15 protein-coding genes are annotated in these 16,524 nt (G+C 64.6%); 9 read left to right on the plus strand and 6 right to left on the minus strand.

Annotation, left to right across the window (positions count from 1 at the left end):
• Window positions 1–9: 9 nt before the first annotated feature.
• From BMW49_RS05915 to BMW49_RS05930, 4 genes are read left to right on the plus strand one after another with little or no spacing between them, the layout of a single operon-like run.
• Complete coding sequence (locus BMW49_RS05915; protein WP_069516416.1) at window positions 10–1,518, plus strand: ABC transporter ATP-binding protein; 1,509 nt, start codon at window positions 10–12, stop codon at window positions 1,516–1,518.
• Entirely contained in the window at window positions 1,511–2,617 is a 1,107-nt protein-coding gene (locus BMW49_RS05920) for an ABC transporter permease (protein ID WP_069516417.1), read from the plus strand. Before BMW49_RS05915 ends, BMW49_RS05920 begins: the two co-directional genes overlap by 8 nt.
• Window positions 2,617–3,543 (plus strand): ABC transporter permease, encoded by a 927-nt coding sequence (locus BMW49_RS05925; protein ID WP_069516418.1) that lies wholly within the window; start codon window positions 2,617–2,619, stop codon window positions 3,541–3,543. Before BMW49_RS05920 ends, BMW49_RS05925 begins: the two co-directional genes overlap by 1 nt.
• 21 nt (window positions 3,544–3,564) lie before the next feature.
• A complete protein-coding gene (locus BMW49_RS05930) occupies window positions 3,565–4,251 on the plus strand; it encodes a cysteine hydrolase family protein (protein WP_069516419.1) in 687 nt (228 codons plus the stop codon).
• A 2-nt stretch (window positions 4,252–4,253) separates the two neighbouring features.
• On the opposite strand, the gene argA is transcribed toward BMW49_RS05930, so the two are convergent.
• The 4 genes from argA to BMW49_RS05950 all read right to left on the minus strand — a co-directional run bounded on the left by argA (window position 4,254) and on the right by BMW49_RS05950 (window position 8,900).
• A complete protein-coding gene (argA, locus tag BMW49_RS05935; RefSeq protein WP_069516420.1) occupies window positions 4,254–5,552 on the minus strand; it encodes an amino-acid N-acetyltransferase in 1,299 nt (432 codons plus the stop codon).
• A gap of 144 nt (window positions 5,553–5,696) precedes the next feature.
• Entirely contained in the window at window positions 5,697–6,848 is a 1,152-nt protein-coding gene (gene argE, locus BMW49_RS05940; protein WP_069516421.1) for an acetylornithine deacetylase, read from the minus strand.
• Between the two features lie 69 nt (window positions 6,849–6,917).
• The gene (locus tag BMW49_RS05945) at window positions 6,918–8,183 is read right to left on the minus strand and encodes an inorganic phosphate transporter (protein WP_069516422.1); all 1,266 of its coding nucleotides are present in this window, start codon (window positions 8,181–8,183) and stop codon (window positions 6,918–6,920) included.
• A gap of 39 nt (window positions 8,184–8,222) precedes the next feature.
• The gene (locus BMW49_RS05950) at window positions 8,223–8,900 is read right to left on the minus strand and encodes a TIGR00153 family protein (RefSeq protein WP_069516423.1); all 678 of its coding nucleotides are present in this window, start codon (window positions 8,898–8,900) and stop codon (window positions 8,223–8,225) included.
• A 110-nt stretch (window positions 8,901–9,010) separates the two neighbouring features.
• On the opposite strand from BMW49_RS05950, the gene BMW49_RS05955 reads away from it, so the two are divergent.
• The 5 genes from BMW49_RS05955 (at window position 9,011) to BMW49_RS05975 (ending at window position 14,421) form a co-directional block, all read left to right on the plus strand.
• Entirely contained in the window at window positions 9,011–10,375 is a 1,365-nt protein-coding gene (locus BMW49_RS05955; RefSeq protein WP_069516424.1) for a CYTH domain-containing protein, read from the plus strand.
• Between the two features lie 158 nt (window positions 10,376–10,533).
• Window positions 10,534–12,318 (plus strand): type IV pilus assembly ATPase TfpB, encoded by a 1,785-nt coding sequence (tfpB, locus tag BMW49_RS05960; protein WP_069516425.1) that lies wholly within the window; start codon window positions 10,534–10,536, stop codon window positions 12,316–12,318.
• A 60-nt stretch (window positions 12,319–12,378) separates the two neighbouring features.
• Window positions 12,379–13,314 carry an SPFH domain-containing protein gene (locus BMW49_RS05965; RefSeq protein WP_069516426.1) on the plus strand — a complete coding sequence of 312 codons (936 nt, stop codon included), beginning with the start codon at window positions 12,379–12,381 and terminating at the stop codon, window positions 13,312–13,314.
• A gap of 3 nt (window positions 13,315–13,317) precedes the next feature.
• Window positions 13,318–13,767: an NfeD family protein gene (locus tag BMW49_RS05970; protein WP_069516427.1), complete on the plus strand. Its 450-nt coding sequence runs from the start codon at window positions 13,318–13,320 to the stop codon at window positions 13,765–13,767.
• A 357-nt stretch (window positions 13,768–14,124) separates the two neighbouring features.
• Complete coding sequence (locus BMW49_RS05975; protein ID WP_069516428.1) at window positions 14,125–14,421, plus strand: DUF2388 domain-containing protein; 297 nt, start codon at window positions 14,125–14,127, stop codon at window positions 14,419–14,421.
• A 363-nt stretch (window positions 14,422–14,784) separates the two neighbouring features.
• On the opposite strand, the gene gcvH is transcribed toward BMW49_RS05975, so the two are convergent.
• Both gcvH and gcvT read right to left on the minus strand, forming a co-directional pair.
• Complete coding sequence (gene gcvH / locus BMW49_RS05980; RefSeq protein WP_069516429.1) at window positions 14,785–15,171, minus strand: glycine cleavage system protein GcvH; 387 nt, start codon at window positions 15,169–15,171, stop codon at window positions 14,785–14,787.
• A gap of 98 nt (window positions 15,172–15,269) precedes the next feature.
• On the minus strand, window positions 15,270–16,364 hold the full coding sequence (gcvT, locus tag BMW49_RS05985) for a glycine cleavage system aminomethyltransferase GcvT (protein ID WP_069516430.1): 1,095 nt from the start codon (window positions 16,362–16,364) through the stop codon (window positions 15,270–15,272).
• Window positions 16,365–16,524: the final 160 nt, after the last annotated feature.

Here is a 16,524-nt window from a genome sequence, read left to right on the forward strand (position 1 = left end):
ACAACCGGAATGCCCAACGCACTGCAACTCGAAGGCGTCAGCAAGAGCTTCGACGGCTACAAGGCCCTGTCAGACGCCAGTTTCACCGTCAAATGGGGCGAGGTGCATGCCCTGCTTGGCGAGAACGGCGCTGGCAAATCCTCGCTGATGAACATCGCCGCCGGGCTCTATGCCCCGGAAAGCGGCCACTTACTGATCGACGACAACCCGGTACGGCTCAAAGGCCCGGCTGATGCGGCGCGCGAGCGCATCGGCATGGTCCACCAGCATTTCAAACTGGTGAAGCCGTTCAGCGTCGCCGAGAACATCCTCCTCGGCCTGCCGAAACGTGCCGGCAGTCACCGCGCGCGCCTGCTTGAAACCGAGCGGTTGGTGGCCGAGAAGGCGGCTGAGATCGGCTTCGCCATCGACCCACGGCAGACGGTGGCCACCCTCTCCATCGCCGAGCAGCAGCGGGTAGAGATCCTCAAGGTGCTGCTCGCCGGGGCGCGCATCCTGATCCTCGACGAACCCACGGCGGTGCTCACCGACCAGGAGGGTGAACGCCTGCTGAGCACGGTGCGCAAACTGGCCCGCCAGGGCGCCGCAGTGGTTCTGGTGACCCACCGCATGAGCGATGTCAAACGCTTCGCCGACCGCGTGACGGTGATGCGCGGCGGGCGCACCATCACCACCCTCGACCCGGCCGGCATCGACATCGCCGAGCTGGTCAAACTGACCGTCGGCGAATCGCCCTCATTGCCCGAGCACACGCGCAACGAGGCCGGCCCGGTGCGCCTGCAAGTGCGCGGCCTGCGCTCACCGGAGCGTGGCGGGCGGCGCATCCTCTCGGGTGTCGACATGGACCTGCGCGCCGGCGAGATCTACGCCATCGCCGGGGTCGGCGGCAACGGCCAGAGCGAACTGGCCAACGTGCTGATGGGCCTGCCCGAACCCTGCGAGGGCGAGGTGCAGGTCGACGGCCTCGGCGACCTGCTCAGCGCCAGCCCGGCGCAGCGCCGTGAGCTGCGCATCGCTGCCATTCCTGCCGACCGTTACGGCCTGGCGTTGGCGGGCAACCTGTCGATTGCCGATAACTTCGCCATCGGCCAGGTGCACAACGGCCGCTACGGCGGCTTCTGGCGCCTGCGCGAAGGCGTTGTGCGCGCCGACACTCGCGCCGCCGTGGAACGCTTTGATGTGCAAGGCGCGCGCAGCCCAGGGCAGAAAGCCGCCCTGCTATCCGGCGGCAATGCGCAAAAGCTGGTGATCGCCCGCGAGTTCTCCCGTGAGCCGAACATCGTCCTGGCCCATAGCCCCAGCCGGGGGCTCGACGTGCGCGCTGGGGCCGCCGTGCACCAGCGCCTGCTCGCCGCCCGCGACGCTGGCGCGGCGGTGCTGCTGATCAGTGAAGACCTGGATGAAGTGCTGGCCCTGGCCGACCGTATCGGTGTGATGAGCGGCGGACGCATCGTCGCCGAATTTGAACGACCCGCTGATCGCCAAGCGATCGGCAAAGCCATGGTGGACCATGCCTGATATTGCCCCCACTGCTGCACCGCGCCAGCCGCTGGCGAGCCGCCGCTACACCCTGGAAATCCGCCAACAGATGGCCTGGCACTGGCAGGCGTTGATCCTCGCCCTGGCGCTGCTGGTCGGTCTGGGTATCTCCACCGCGATCCTGGTCGCAGCTGGAGTGCCAGCCGGCGAACTGCTCAACGAGTTCGTCCTGCTCACCCTGTTCGACCTGCAGAGCCTCAAGGCCGTGCTGTTCCAGGCCGCGCCCATCATCATGGTCGGCCTGGCCGGCTGCATCGCCTTCCGCGCGCGCTTCTGGAACCTCGGCCTGGAAGGGCAGATGATCTGGGGCGGCATCGCGGCCACGGCCATCTCACTGTTCGAGGTGGGCCCCGAGGCCCTGCGCTTGCCGCTGATGGGCCTGGCCGCCGCCCTCGCAGGGCTGGCCTGGGCGCTGGCACCGGTGTTGTTGAAGCTCAACCTGCGGGTCAACGAGATCATCTCGACGCTGATGCTCAACTACATCGCGGCGAACTTTCTCCTGCACCTGGTCTATGGTGCCTGGAAGGACCCGCGCGACGCCTTCCCCTACTCACCGCAGTACCGCCCCTTCGAGCGCATTCCCGAATTCTTCGACGGCTACAGCCTGGCCATCCCGCTGGCCTTGCTGGCCGCCCTGCTGGCCTGGTGGTTCGTCAGCCTGTGCCGGGCCGGGCTCTATCTACGCTTCGTCGACGCCAACCTGCGGGTGGCCACCGCCAACGGAGTACCGGTGCGCCAGGTGATCATCACCAGTGTGCTGCTCTCTGGCAGCCTCGCCGGGCTGGCCGGCTGGCTGGTCGCAGCCGGCCAGGAAAGTCGCCTGACCCAGGCCTTCTACCAGGGCTACGGTTTCTCCGGGATTCTCATCGCCTTCCTCGCCCGCAATAACCCACTGGCAGCAACCATAGTCGCGCTGCTGGTGGCCACGCTGTTCGTCGCCGGGCGCAACCTGCAGGTGTTCTACCAGATCCCCTTTTCCATGGTGCAACTGATCCAGGCGCTGATCGTCATCTGTGTCGCCAGCTCCGACTTCTTCATTCGCCACCGCATTCGCCGCACGCTCGGGAGAGACGCCTGATGGAACTAATCACCAGCTGGCTCGGTAACGTCCCCGACTTTGCCGTGCCCTATGCCCTGGCCGCCCTGGGTCTGATTCTCACTGAACGTGCCGGGGTACTGGCCCTCGGCGCCGAAGGCCTGCTGCTGGCCGGCGCCCTGGCCAGCATCGGCATGCAACTGGCGCTGGGCGTCACTGGCCTGTCGTTGCTTGCCGGTATGGCGGCCGCCGCCCTGGTCTCGGTGCTGTTCGCGGTCATGGTGATCATCCTGCGGATCAACCAGGTCATCGCCGGGCTGACCCTGGTGTTCTTCTGCCAGGGTCTGACCAGCCTGCTCGGCACCTTGCTGGAGTGGACCAACCAGCCGATCCAGGGGTTGCCGGCGCTGGCGCTGTGGCCGCTGTCGGAGCTGCCGCTGATTGGCCGGCTGTTCAACCAGAACCTGATGGTCTACCTCACCGCGCCGATCTTTTTCGCCGTGGTCTGGTACCTGCAGCGCAGCACCTCGGGCCTGCGCCTGCGCGCAGTCGGCGAAAACCCGCAAGCGGCCGATGCCGCGGGCATCCCGGTGATCGCTTACCGCTTCGCCGCGGTCATGGCTGGTGCCGCCCTGGTGGGCCTGGCCGGCGCCTATATTGCGGTGCTCAGCACCAAGATGTGGATTGCCGACATGAGCGGTGGCCGTGGCTGGATCGCCGTGGCGTTGGTCATCTTTGCTCGCTGGTCACCCTGGAAGGCGTTGGTCGGCGCGCTGCTGTTCGGCTGCATCGAGGCGCTGATCCCGCAGCTCGCCGCGGCCGGCATCCGCCTGCCGCAGTATTTCGTGCTGATGACGCCCTATGCCGTGACCCTCGGCGTGATGATCTGGGTCGCCCTTTCCGGCCGCGGCCAGAACGACCAGCCCGGCGCCCTCGGCGAACCCTATGTCCGCGAAGAGCGCCGCTGACCCGGCGCCAAGGAGATTGCCATGCGCACCTTTGTCTATGAACGCCCCCGCGAACTCGATGCCGCCGCATTCGCCGACTACCTCGACCCGCGCAGCACGGCGGTGATTTCCATCGACCTGCACCGCGGCCACCTCGACGAATCCCCCGACTGCCCGTGCCCAGCCCCTCGGGCACGGGAACTGGTCGCGCCAGTCGACGCCTTCCACACGCAGGCGCGGGATATTGGGGTGCGCATCGTGCACGTGCGCTCGGTGCTGCGCGCAGATGGCTCGGACGATCTCGGCGGTATTCCCTCGGCCTGGCGGCGTACCTTCCCATTGCATGTCGGCGAGATCCCCAACCATGCCGAACATGCTCTGGAAGGCTCACGCTGGACCGAGTGGCTGACCCAGGTCGAACCCGGCGACCTGACGGTCTCGAACAAGCGCCGGCTGTCGGCGTTCTACCCCACCGACCTGGACTTTCTGCTGCGCAACCAACGCATCGACACCCTGGTGTTCAATGGCGGCTTCGCCGACTGCTGCGTATTGAACAGCGCCTTTGAAGCAGCCAACCTGAACTATCGGGTGATCGTCCTGCGTGACCTGGTGCGCGGCACCGACGACCACCTGGAGGCTGCGGCCTTCAGCATGGTCTCCCTGCACCTGGGCTTGGTCATGGAGTCCGCCGAGCTGTTGGCGGTCTGGAAGCAGGGTAATCCGACCTAGTCCTACAGCGTTTTCTCGAACACCTTGGAATTACGCTGGTAGTTGTACAGCGACGCGCGCGCGGCGGGCATGCGCTCGACACTGCTGGGTACGAAGCCACGCTCGCGGAACCAATGGGCAGTGCGCGTGGTGAGGACGAACAGGGTCTTGATACCCTGGGCACGGGCACGGTCTTCGATGCGTTCGAGCAGCTCGTCGCCACGGCCACCGTGGCGGTATTCCGGGTTTACGGCCAGACAGGCCAGCTCCCCGAATTCCGTATCGGCAATCTGGTAGAGCGCCGCGCAGGCGATGATCAGGCCATCACGCTCGACGATGCTGAACTGCTCGATCTCGCGCTCCAGCACCTCACGTGAGCGGCGCACCAGAATGCCCTGCTCCTCCAGCGGGCTGATCAGCTCGATCAGGCCGCCGACATCACCGATGGTGGCCTCGCGCAAGGACTCGAACTGCTCCGGGTCGACCAGGGTGCCGCCACCGTCGCGGGTGAACAACTCGGTGAGCAGTGAACCATCGCCGGTGTAGCTGACAATGTGGCTGCGCTTGACCCCGCTGCGGCACGCCTGGGCGGCAGCATCCAGCAACTCGCCCTGGTAATCGCTGCCCAGGCGCGCCACATGGGCCGGCACCTGTTGCGGACGCAGCTCACGAATCAGCTTGCCGTCTTCATCGAGCAGACCCTGCTGGCTGCTGAACAGAATCAGCTTGTCGACCGCCAAGTCGATGGCCGCACGCATGGCCACATCTTCGCAGGCCAGGTTGAAGATCTCGCCCGTTGGCGAATACCCCAGAGGCGACAGCAGCACGATATTGCGTTCATCGAGCTGGCGATTGATGCCCTTGCGGTCGATACGCCGCACTTCGCCGGTATGGTGGTAATCGACGCCATCCATCACCCCAATCGGCCGCGCGGTGACGTAGTTGCCGCTGCTCACCCGCAGCCGCGAGCCCTGCATCGGCGAGGCCGCGATATCCATCGACAGGCGTGCCTCGATGGCGATGCGCAACTGGCCAACCGCGTCGATCACACACTCCAGGGTCGGCCCGTCGGTCACCCGCAGGTCGCGGTGAAAGTGCGCCGTCAGCCCGCGCGCATTGAGGCGCGCTTCGATCTGCGGACGCGAACCGTGGACCAGCACCAGGCGCACACCCAGGCTGTGCAACAGCACCAGGTCGTGGACGATATTGGCGAAATTGGGATGGGCAACGCCCTCGCCCGGCAGCATGACCACGAAGGTGCAGTCCCGGTGAGCATTGATGTAAGGCGATGCATGGCGCAGCCAGTTGACGTAGTCGAGCATGGGCAAAAAAACCTGTAGAAACTGAGCAAAACACGAAAGTGGGCGCCGAGCGCCCCGCAGTACAAGCGGGTGCCGAGGGTTATCGTCGTTGAGTAAGCCGCTGCACGCGTGCGTCCCTCCGGGTAGAACAGTTTCGCGCCAGGCTCATTTGAGCGGCGCCAGGCAGTAATGTTGAATCAGCTCGCGCAGCAGGCGCACGGTAGGGTCAAGACGCGCCATGTCCAGGTACTCGCCGGGCTGGTGGGCACAGGCGATATCCCCCGGCCCGAGAATCAGGGTCTCGCAACCCAGTTGCTGAAGATAAGGCGCCTCGGTGCCGAACGCCACCGCCTCGGCGGTGTGCCCGGTCAGGCGTTCGGCCACCCGTACCAGCTCGGCATCGGCGGCCTGCTCGAACGGCGGCACGGCCGGAAACAGCGGCGCAAAGTCGATGCTCACCTGGTGTTGTTCGGCCAGCGGTTGCAGCTTCTGGCGGATCGCCGCCCGCAGGTGTTCCGGGGCCATGCCGGGCAGCGGACGCAGGTCGAACTCCAGGGAGCACTGGCCACAGATACGGTTGGGATTGTCGCCACCATGGATGCAGCCGAAGTTCAGGGTCGGTTGCGGTACACCAAACTGTGGGTTGTTGTACTCGACCTGCCACTGGCTGCGCAGCCCGCGTAATGCGCTCATCACATCGTGCATTGCCTCCAGGGCGCTGTGGCCCAGTGACGGGTCGGAGGAGTGGCCACTTTGCCCAAGGATATCCAGGCGCTCCATCATCACGCCCTTGTGCAGGCGCACCGGCCGCAGCCCGGTCGGCTCGCCGATCACCGCGGCACGGCCCAGTGGCCGGCCAGCCGCAGCCAGGGCACGGGCGCCGGACATCGAGCTTTCTTCATCGCAGGTGGCGAGAATCAGCAGCGGTTGCTGGAAGCGCTGTTCGAGCAGCGGGCGGACCGCCTCGATCACCAGGGCGAAGAAGCCCTTCATGTCGCAGGCGCCCAAGCCGACCCAGCGGCCGTCAATCTCGGTGAGTTTCAGCGGATCAGTCTGCCACAGCGCGGCATCGAAGGGCACGGTGTCGCTGTGCCCGGCCAGCACCAGCCCGCCCGGTCCGCTGCCATAACTGGCGAGCAGGTTGAACTTGCCGGGCTCCACGGTCTGGATCTCGCAGGTAAAACCCAGGTCGCCCAGCCAGGCGGCCAGCAACTCGATCACCGGGCCGTTGCTCTGGTCCCAATTGGCCTGGGTACAGCTCACCGAGGGCGTGGCAATCAGCGCAGCGAACTGGTCTTTCAAGGAAGGCAGGGGCATAAGCGGTCTCCGCGGGCGAGCCCCATGATAGAGGCATCGCCCGCCGAGATGAAACCGCGGGAGGGTTTCTTAGAGGAAGATGCCGCGCAGGATAAAGAAGAAGAAGATCGACAGCGCCGCACCGACCGGCAGCGTGATCAGCCAGGACATAAAGATTTTGCCGATCACGCCCAGGTTCAGCGCGCCGATACCGCGGGCCAAGCCCACACCCAGTACCGCACCGACCAGGGTGTGGGTGGTAGAGACCGGCAGGCCGATGGCCGAGGCGCCGACCACAGTGGTCGCGGTGGCCAGTTCGGCAGCGAAACCACGGCTCGGGGTCAGCTCGGTGATTTCCTTGCCGATGGTGGCGATCACCTTGTAGCCGTAAGTGGCCAGGCCGATCACGATACCCACGGCACCGAGCAGCAACACCCAGCCGGGCACGGACGATTTGGCGCCAACAGCCATTTCGCCGCCGGACTGGATCACCCCGACAATCGCCGCCAGCGGGCCGACTGCGTTGGCCACGTCGTTGGAGCCGTGGGCAAAGGCCATGGCGCACGCGGTGAAGATCATCAGAACGGCGAACACCTTCTCCACGCTGGCGTAGTGGAATTCCTTATCCGCCTCAACATCGACCTTGATGCGGCTCAGCAAGACGATGCCCAGCAGCATGATCAAGGCGCCAACACCCAGAGAAAGGAAGAAACCTTCAGTGGCAGAGAGGTCCAGGCCGATATGCTTGAGGCCTTTGGTCAGGGTCATGATGCTGACCATGAAGCCGGTGGCAAACATATACAGCGGCACAAAACGCTTGGCGTTGAGGAAGGGGTTGTCGGTGTCGATGATCAGTTTCTGCACGCTGACAAACAGGCCAAAGGCAACGATGCCGGACAGTACGGGGGAGATCACCCAACTGGCGACGATCGGACCAACACCGTCCCAATGCACGGCGTCCATGGACACACCAACGGCGGCAAAGCCGATCACCGCGCCGACGATGGAGTGGGTGGTGGAAACCGGCCAGCCCTTGGTCGACGCCACCAGCAGCCAGGTGCCGGCTGCCAGCAACGCCGACATCATGCCCAGCACCATCAGGTCCGGGGTGATCATCGAGGCGTCGACGATGCCGCTCTTGATGGTTTCGGTCACCTCGCCGCCGGCCAGGTAGGCGCCGGCGAACTCGAAGACCATGGCGATCAGGATCGCCTGTTTGATGGTCAGCGCCTTCGAGCCCACCGATGTACCCATGGCGTTGGCCACGTCATTGGCGCCCACACCCCAGGCCATGAAAAAACCAAAGAGACAGGCAAGCAGCAGCAATACGAGGCCGTAGTCCGCAATCAGAGACATAAATAGTTAATCCGTAGATTCCAGAAAGGACACTGGCGCTTAGCGCGCCAGCAGTTGTTCCAGTCGGTTGCCGACACGTTCGGCCCGATCGGCTACATCGCCGATCCATTCGATGATCTTGTAGAGAAACATCACATCGACAGCCGGGAGATCCTTTTCCAGTTTGAACAGCGCGCGCCGAACGTCGATTTGCATCTTGTCGGTGTCGCGTTCGATTTGCTCCAGCTCCAGCACCATGGCTTCGACCAATGCGGCTTCGCGGCCACCAAAGCCGGTTTCCAGCAATTCATCGAGTTCATTCATGGCCTTCAGCGCCTGGGCGCTGGCATCCACCGTGCGCTGCACGAAGCTGCGCATCAGCGGCTGCAGGGCCTGCGGAATGGCCATTTCACGGCCCAGCATAAGGCCGGCAATGTCCTTGGCGCGGTTGGCAACTTTGTCCTGTACACTCAGCAGCTCAAGCAAGTCCGAGCGCGGTACGGGCAGAAACAGGCTCTTGGGCAGGTGCTGACGCACGCTTTTCTTGAGCTTGTCGGCCTCATATTCGAGGTTGGCCATTTCCTGTTGTACCTGTTCCACCTTGGCCCAATCCTGAGCCATCACGGCCTCAAAGAACGGCACAAGATTCGCGGCGCACTCATGGGCTTTGGCGAAGTGCTTCTGCATCGGCCCGATGGGTGAACGGCCAAACAGGCTGGCAAACGGATTGACTGGCATAGGGTGAACCCCGGCTTTAAGAAGGCGGCAAGTATACGGATCACTCCCCAGGCTCGCCAGCGCATGTAATCGGACTGTCACATATCATCGTAGGCGCACTATTCATCACTATGTTCAAAGAAACCGAAATTAAACTGCGAGTCAGCCCCGAAACCCTGCTGGCGCTGCGCGACCACCCGCTGCTGAAGAAACGCAACAAGAGCGGCTGGCAGGAACACCCGCTGTACAACCAGTACTACGACACGCCTGCGCGCGACCTGGCCGCGGCCAAGGTCGCCCTGCGCCTGCGCCGTGACGGCGAGCAAATCATCCAGACCTTCAAGAGCCGCGGCCAGAGCATCGCAGGCCTGTCCGAGCGTCACGAGTGGGATTGGTACCTGGAACAGCCCGAGCTGGATATCAGCCGCCTGGACGACAGCTGCTGGCCGGCGGCGCTCGCCGAGCTGGATAAAGCCCTGCTGCAGCCGCTGTTCACCACCGACTTCGTGCGCCAGCGTGCGGAAATCGCCTGGGGTCGCGGCAAAGCCAAGGTGGTTATCGAAGCCGCCCTGGATCTAGGCAAGGTGATTGCCGGTGAGGGTGAAGAAGAAATCTGCGAGCTGGAGCTTGAGCTGCGCCAAGGCGAACCCGAAGCCCTGCTTGAACTGGCCGAGGCCCTGGCCGCCGACCTGGCGCTGATGCCCTGCGACATCAGCAAGGCCGAGCGCGGCTACCGCCTGTTCGATGCCGGCAGCTACAACCTGAGCCTCAACGCGCCCGAGCTGAATGCCGAAGCCAACCTGGATGACAGCCTCAGCGCCCTCGCCTGGCACCTGCTCGGCAGCAGCCAGCGCCTGGCCGAACAGTATCGTTTCAACGGCCACTGGCGCCTGCTGGTGGATTGGGTTGCACAGTTGGTCGATCTACGCGCCCTGCTCGGCAGCCTTGGCCAGGCCGCGCCGCGCAGCACCAGCAATGCCCTGCGCCAGACCCTCGACGCGCTGCTGCAGCACTGGCGCCCGATCGTCCAGGCCGGGCAACTCGACGACGCGGTGCGCAAAGTGGCCCCGGCACAGTTCGCCGAAGAGCTGACGCTGACCCGCTGGGGCCAGTTCTCCCTGGGCACTTCCAGCTGGCTGCTGGCCCGCCGCTGGACCATTGAGCGCAACAACCGCGGCAATCGCCAGGGCGCCGCGCCGCTGGGCAACTGGCTGCCGACCCTGATCGCCGAAGAAGGCGCCGCCCTGCAGCTCAAACGCTACCAGCAGCAGCCCGAAGACCTGAGCGAGCAACTGCCACGCCTGGAGCGCCTGCTGGTCTGGCTGCGCCTGGCGCGCAACGTACTCGATGTGGCCGAAACCGACCGCCTGTATGGGGAGATGTGCAAGCTCAGCGAGCTCGCTCAGCAGCCGCGTGATGCCGAGGTACTGGCTGCCCGTCAGGCCCAGGCCCATACTGTGGCAACGCTGAAAGCCTGGCGGCAATTAGTGAAGTAATCGACAGTACGGCCGCGCAGGCCCCGCCATGCACCCCGCGCATGGCACCTGCACGGCCGTTTTGCGGCACACTGCAGGACCATGACTCACTCGCACGAGGGTCTGTTGATTTTTCGTGCGCGGCCGCGACGAAACGTCCACAGACCCCAGGGAGCCCCATGTCCGCACTTGCCCAGCCTCCTCAGGACCGCCTGCTCGACCTCAACGACCTGCTGCGCGAACTGGTCGCCCACGGTCGGCTTGACCAGGACGGCGCCGAGCAGTGCCTGAGCCTACGGCGCACGGCGGCCAATGCGCAGCAGCACCCGCTGGAATTCATCGCCGCGCAGCAACTGGCTGACCTGACGCGCCCGGGCAAGACTCTCGACCTGGAAACCCTGACCGTCTGGCTGGCCGAGTATGCCGGCCAGCCCTACCTGCGCATCGACCCGCTGAAGATCGACGTGGCGGCCATCACCCCACTGATGTCCTATGCCTTCGCCCAGCGCCACAAGATCCTTGCCATCGCCGTGACCGCCGATGCCGTGACCATTGCCAGCGCCCAGCCGCTGATGCACAGCTGGGAAGCCAACCTGACTCACGTGCTCAAGCGCCCGATCAAACGGGTGGTGGCCAACCCGGCGGATATCCAGCGTTTCACCGTCGAGTTCTACCGCCTGGCGCGCTCGGTCAGCGGCGCTTCGGCAGCCGATGCGCGGGTCAGCGGCGTCGGTAACTTCGAGCAGTTGCTCAACCTCGGCGCCCAGGACCAGGAGCCTGACGCCAACGACGCACACATCGTCAATATCGTCGACTGGCTGTTCCAGTACGCCTTCCAGCAGCGCGCCAGTGACATCCATATCGAGCCACGCCGCGAACAGGGCAGCGTGCGTTTTCGCATCGACGGCGTGCTGCACACCGTCTACCAATTCCCGCCCCAGGTCACCATGGCCATCGTCAGCCGTCTGAAAACCCTCGGCCGGATGAACGTCGCGGAAAAACGCAAACCCCAGGATGGCCGGGTCAAGACCAAGACCCCGGCCGGTGGCGAAGTCGAGCTGCGCCTGTCGACCCTGCCGACCGCGTTCGGCGAAAAGATGGTCATGCGGATTTTCGACCCGGACGTGCTGCTCAAGAGTTTCGACCAGCTCGGCTTCTCCCCGGACGACATGCGCCGCTGGGCCGACATGACCCGCCAGCCCAACGGCATCATCCTGGTGACCGGCCCCACCGGCTCGGGCAAGACCACCACGCTCTACACAACGCTCAAGCAACTGGCCACGCCCGAGGTCAACGTCTGCACCATCGAAGACCCGATCGAGATGATCGAAGGCGCCTTCAACCAGATGCAGGTGCAGCACAACATCGACCTGACGTTCGCCAGCGGCGTGCGCGCCCTGATGCGCCAGGACCCGGACATCATCATGGTCGGCGAGATCCGCGACCTGGAAACCGCCGAAATGGCCATCCAGGCCGCGCTCACCGGGCACCTGGTGCTCTCGACCCTGCACACCAACGATGCACCGAGCGCCATCACCCGCCTGCTCGAGCTCGGTGTACCGCATTATCTGCTCAAGGCCACCCTGCTCGGCGTTATGGCCCAGCGCCTGGTGCGCACCCTGTGCCCGCATTGCAAGGCGCCCCACGACCTTAATGAGGAAGACTGGCAAACCCTGACGCGCCCCTGGAACGCCCCGCTGCCGACCGGCGCGCAGCGCGCGGTCGGTTGCCTGGAATGCCGCGACACCGGCTACCGCGGCCGCGCCGGGGTGTACGAGATCATGCAGCTCAACGATGCGATCAAGCCGCTGATCACCGCTGACACCGACCTGATCGCCCTGCGCCGCCATGCCTTCAAGGAAGGCATGCGCAGCCTGCGCCTGTCTGGCGCACAGAAAGTCGCCGCTGGGTTAACTACAATCGAAGAAGTGCTGCGCGTAACCCCGCAGAGCGAGCAGAAATAACCAACGGGCCGCCGGACGGCAGCTCGAACGCGCCCAGGCGCCGCAGAAAATGGAGTTTGTATGGAAATCGGCAGTGTAATTTTTCTCTTCGTCGGCCTTGCCGTCGCCGTGGTCTTCATGGGTTTCAAGGTGGTCCCGCAAGGCTCGCAGTGGACGGTAGAGCGCTTCGGCCGTTACACCAACACCCTTAAACCGGGCCTGAACATCATCGTCCCGGTGATGGACCGCATCGGCCGCAAGCTCAATGTCATGGAAAGCGTGCTGGATATTCCCCCCCAGGAAGTCATCACCGCCGACAACGCCACGGTGCAGATCGACGCCGTGTGCTTCTTCCAGGTGATCAACGCGGCCCAGGCGGCCTATGAGGTCAACAACCTCGAGCACGCCATCCGCAACCTGCTGCAAACCAATATCCGCACCGTGCTCGGCTCCATGGAGCTGGACGCCATGCTCAGCCAGCGCGACGGGATCAACGAGAAACTGCTACGCACCGTCGATGAAGCCACCGCGCCCTGGGGCATCAAGATCACCCGTATCGAGATCAAGGACATCAGCCCGCCCGCCGACCTGATGGCGGCGATGTCCGGGCAGATGAAGGCCGAGCGCATCAAGCGTGCACAAATTCTCGAAGCCGAGGGCCTGCGCGCCGCCGCCATCCTTACCGCCGAAGGCAAGAAACAGGCGCAAATCCTCGAGGCCGAGGGCGAACGCCAGGCCGCCTTCCTCGAAGCCGAGGCGCGCGAACGCGCGGCGGCCGCCGAAGCCGAGGCGACGCGTATGGTTTCCGAGGCGATTGCCAGTGGCAACGTGCAGGCGATCAACTACTTCGTCGCGCAGAAATACATCGACGCCCTGGGCAAGCTGACCGCCTCGCCCAACAGCAAGGTGATCCTCATGCCGCTGGAAGCCAGCCAGATGATTGGGGCGGTGGGCGGCATCGGCGAGATCGTCAAGGCCACTTTCGGCACCCCAACCGACGGCGACAGGAAACGCTAAGCCATGTTCGATGCCCTGCAGCACCTGAGTTTCTGGAACTGGTTGGCCTTCGGCACCCTGCTGCTGATCCTCGAGGTGTTCGGGGCCGGTGGCTACCTGTTGTGGATCGGCCTGGCCGCCGCGGCGGTGGGTTTGCTCACCTACCTCATCCCGGACCTGCACTGGACCCTGCAGTTCGTGCTGTTCGGTGTCCTCGCCATCCTCACCGCCGTGTATTGGTGGCGACGCCAGCGCACCGCCGCCAAACCCTCTGACCAACCGGGGCTGAACCAGCGTGGCAGCGAGCTGCTGGGGCGCACCTTCACCCTGCACGAAGCGATCAGCGGCGGGCGCGGCAAGATCAAGGCTGGCGATAGCCTGTGGCTGGTCAGCGGCCCTGAGCTGCCGGCCGGCAGCCAGGTGCGGGTGATCGGCCAGGATGGTGTGCTGCTGAAGGTCGACGCGGTGCCATAACGCTGCCGGTCACGGCGCTGACCCCAGCCGATGGCGCGGCGGCACTGGCGCTGCTCGAACACGCGTTTGCCGAAGACCCTCGCCTGGGTGCTGCAACAGACCCAGCCCGGTTACACGGCCCGCCGACGGGCCTATCTGGGCGCCTGGCAGGCTGACCAACTGCTGGGGCTGAGCTGTTTAACCCTAGCCGAGCCCGCCACCGACCCGGCAAGCCTGTCAGCCCTCGGCGAGCGCATTGCCCAAGCCGGTGTTACCTGCAACGCCTATGCTGAAGCAGGCGCTGCCACCATCCGACTGAACCCTTGCGTCAATCGGCGTTCTTATCCTTCAGGATTACCCCCTCACGGAGCTACTGCCATGCGTAAGTTCACCCCCCTGCTGCTTGCTGTACTCGTCGTTTGCAGCGCCTCGGCCTCGGCCGCCGGTCTGCGCGATATCCTTTCTTCCGGCGCCACCACGGCTTCGACCTACCTGACGTTCAAGGACAAGAAGCTGATCGTCCCGGCCCACGACGAGGCCACCAGCTTCGTTGCCAGCGGCGGCGAGATCCGCGGTCCGTACCTGGAAGCAGCCCTGCAGCAACTGCGCGCTGAGAATCCAAGCCTGCAGGCCAGCGACATGGAACTGGCCAGCGCCATCCTCGCAGCTGAGTAATAAGCGCCTGGATGCAACAGCCAAGCACAACGAAATACCATAAAAAAACCGCTGCCTCGGCAGCGGTTTTTTATGGCGATGTCCCAAAATCGTGTTGCATCCCGTGCAAGCCATCACGCAGCACCAGGGTGAACTACCGAACACGCGTAGGAGCCCCGCCTCGGGGCGAATCGATGGCAGTCATGCAGTTATTTCGGCGTTACCCATGGCATTCGCCGTGGGGCGCGGCCCACAAAAAGCATCGTCGCAGTGCAACAGGGTACTGGGACATAGCCTTTTCTATAGTGATGTCGTGGGGTACGCCGTGCGCACGGCGCACCCTACTCTCCATGCCTCACTCAATGGGGACATAGCCTTTGACGCTTACTCAGCTTCGGACGCAGCCTTGTACGCTTCGGCATCCAGCAGCTTATCCAGCTCGCTGGCGTCCTGCGGCTTGAGCGTGAAGAACCAGCTGCCATAAGGATCGCTGTTGACGCTCTCCGGGCTGTCGGCCAGGGCTTCGTTGATCGCGATAACTTCACCGCCGACTGGCGCGTAGATATCGGATGCCGCCTTCACAGACTCCACGACACCGGCTTCCTGGCCTGCAGCCAATACCTTGCCGACTTCCGGCAGTTCGATAAACACCACATCACCCAACGCTTCCTGAGCGTGGTCGGAGATGCCCACGGTGATGCTGCCATCGGCTTCCAGGCGCGCCCATTCGTGGCTGGCGGCGTAACGCAGGTCGGCGGGAATCGTGCTCATGTAGGCGTCCTCATAGGTCGGTGACGGCGATCGCGCCGTCAGGAAAAGTTAACAGCTCAGGGCCTGACCGCGATAGACGCAGCCAGAGCCAGGAAATATCAGATCAAGGCTTTACCGTGGCGCACAAACAGCGGTTTGACCACCCGCACCGGGTACCACTTGCCGCGAATTTCCACCTCGGCGCGTTCCCCGGTCGCCGCTGGCACGCGGGCCAGGGCGATGGACTTGCCCAACGTGGGCGAGAAGCTGCCACTGGTGATTTCACCCTCACCCACGCCATCGACCCGCACCACCTGGTGTGCGCGCAGCACGCCGCGCTCCTCGAGCACCAGGCCGACCAGCTTGGCCTGCACGCCAGCGGCCTTTTGTGCGGCCAGGGCCGCACGGCCGATAAAAGCGCGGGTCGGCGGGTTCCAGGCCACGCTCCAGGCCATGTTGGCGGCCAGCGGGCTGGTCTGCTCGTCCATGTCCTGGCCGTAGAGATTCATCCCGGCTTCCAGGCGCAGGGTGTCGCGCGCACCCAGGCCGATGGGTGAAATCCCCGCGCCCACCAGTTCATTGAAAAAGGCCACGCCCTGGTCAGCCGGCAGAATGATTTCCAGGCCATCTTCACCGGTGTAACCGGTGCGCGCGATAAACCAGTTGCCTTGGGCAAGCCCGTGGAAGGGTGCCAGATGCTGGATCAGCTCGGCACGCGCCGGGCTCACCAGCTCGGCGACCCGAGCACGGGCTTTCGGCCCCTGGATCGCCAGCATGGCCAGCTCGGCGCGCTCATCGAGCTGCACGCTGAAACCTTCACACTGCTGACGCATCCAGGCCAGGTCCTTGTCGCGGGTCGCGGCGTTGACCACAACCCGGTATGCCAGGCCCTGCTCGCCGTCATTACGGTAGACGATCAGGTCATCGATCACTCCGCCCTGGGCATTGAGCATGCCGCTGTACAGGGCCTTGCCCGAGGCCTCGAGCCGCGCCACGTCGTTGGCCAGCAATTGCTGCAGGTAAGCCTGGGCGTCAGGTCCGGCGACATCGACCACGGTCATGTGCGACACATCGAAGACCCCGCAATCGCGGCGCACCTGATGGTGCTCCTCGACCTGCGAACCGTAATGCAGCGGCATGTCCCAGCCACCAAAGTCGACCAGCTTGGCGCCCAGGGCGAGGTGCAGGTCATAGAGCGGGGTACGCTGTCCCATGGGTATCTCCTTCCGGGCGTGGCGAAGCTGCGGGCGAGCGTCAGGCCGGGGTAGCCCTTGCAGCAGGCCAGCACGGTCCGGCGTGCTCGGTCAACATGACAGGCCGCAGCGAATGGCGCGCATTGTAGCGGCAAGCCTGCGGTGGGTCATCCTGACCATC

The organism is Pseudomonas cuatrocienegasensis, from assembly GCF_900110925.1.
In the GTDB taxonomy this organism is placed as follows: Bacteria; Pseudomonadota; Gammaproteobacteria; order Pseudomonadales; family Pseudomonadaceae; genus Aquipseudomonas; species Aquipseudomonas cuatrocienegasensis.

Excerpts from the sequence above, each read along its gene's own strand:
- BMW49_RS05955 (WP_069516424.1), top strand. The coding sequence starts at position 9,011 with ATGTTCAAAGAAACCGAAATTAAACTGCGAGTCAGCCCCGAAACCCTG.
- BMW49_RS05930 (WP_069516419.1), top strand. The coding sequence starts at position 3,565 with ATGCGCACCTTTGTCTATGAACGCCCCCGCGAACTCGATGCCGCCGCA.
- argA (WP_069516420.1), bottom strand. The coding sequence starts at position 5,552 with ATGCTCGACTACGTCAACTGGCTGCGCCATGCATCGCCTTACATCAAT.
- BMW49_RS05975 (WP_069516428.1), top strand. The coding sequence starts at position 14,125 with ATGCGTAAGTTCACCCCCCTGCTGCTTGCTGTACTCGTCGTTTGCAGC.
- BMW49_RS05915 (WP_069516416.1), top strand. The coding sequence starts at position 10 with ATGCCCAACGCACTGCAACTCGAAGGCGTCAGCAAGAGCTTCGACGGC.
- BMW49_RS05965 (WP_069516426.1), top strand. The coding sequence starts at position 12,379 with ATGGAAATCGGCAGTGTAATTTTTCTCTTCGTCGGCCTTGCCGTCGCC.
- BMW49_RS05945 (WP_069516422.1), bottom strand. The coding sequence starts at position 8,183 with ATGTCTCTGATTGCGGACTACGGCCTCGTATTGCTGCTGCTTGCCTGT.
- gcvH (WP_069516429.1), bottom strand. The coding sequence starts at position 15,171 with ATGAGCACGATTCCCGCCGACCTGCGTTACGCCGCCAGCCACGAATGG.
- BMW49_RS05970 (WP_069516427.1), top strand. The coding sequence starts at position 13,318 with ATGTTCGATGCCCTGCAGCACCTGAGTTTCTGGAACTGGTTGGCCTTC.
- BMW49_RS05950 (WP_069516423.1), bottom strand. The coding sequence starts at position 8,900 with ATGCCAGTCAATCCGTTTGCCAGCCTGTTTGGCCGTTCACCCATCGGG.
- tfpB (WP_069516425.1), top strand. The coding sequence starts at position 10,534 with ATGTCCGCACTTGCCCAGCCTCCTCAGGACCGCCTGCTCGACCTCAAC.
- BMW49_RS05920 (WP_069516417.1), top strand. The coding sequence starts at position 1,511 with ATGCCTGATATTGCCCCCACTGCTGCACCGCGCCAGCCGCTGGCGAGC.
- BMW49_RS05925 (WP_069516418.1), top strand. The coding sequence starts at position 2,617 with ATGGAACTAATCACCAGCTGGCTCGGTAACGTCCCCGACTTTGCCGTG.
- gcvT (WP_069516430.1), bottom strand. The coding sequence starts at position 16,364 with ATGGGACAGCGTACCCCGCTCTATGACCTGCACCTCGCCCTGGGCGCC.
- argE (WP_069516421.1), bottom strand. The coding sequence starts at position 6,848 with ATGCCCCTGCCTTCCTTGAAAGACCAGTTCGCTGCGCTGATTGCCACG.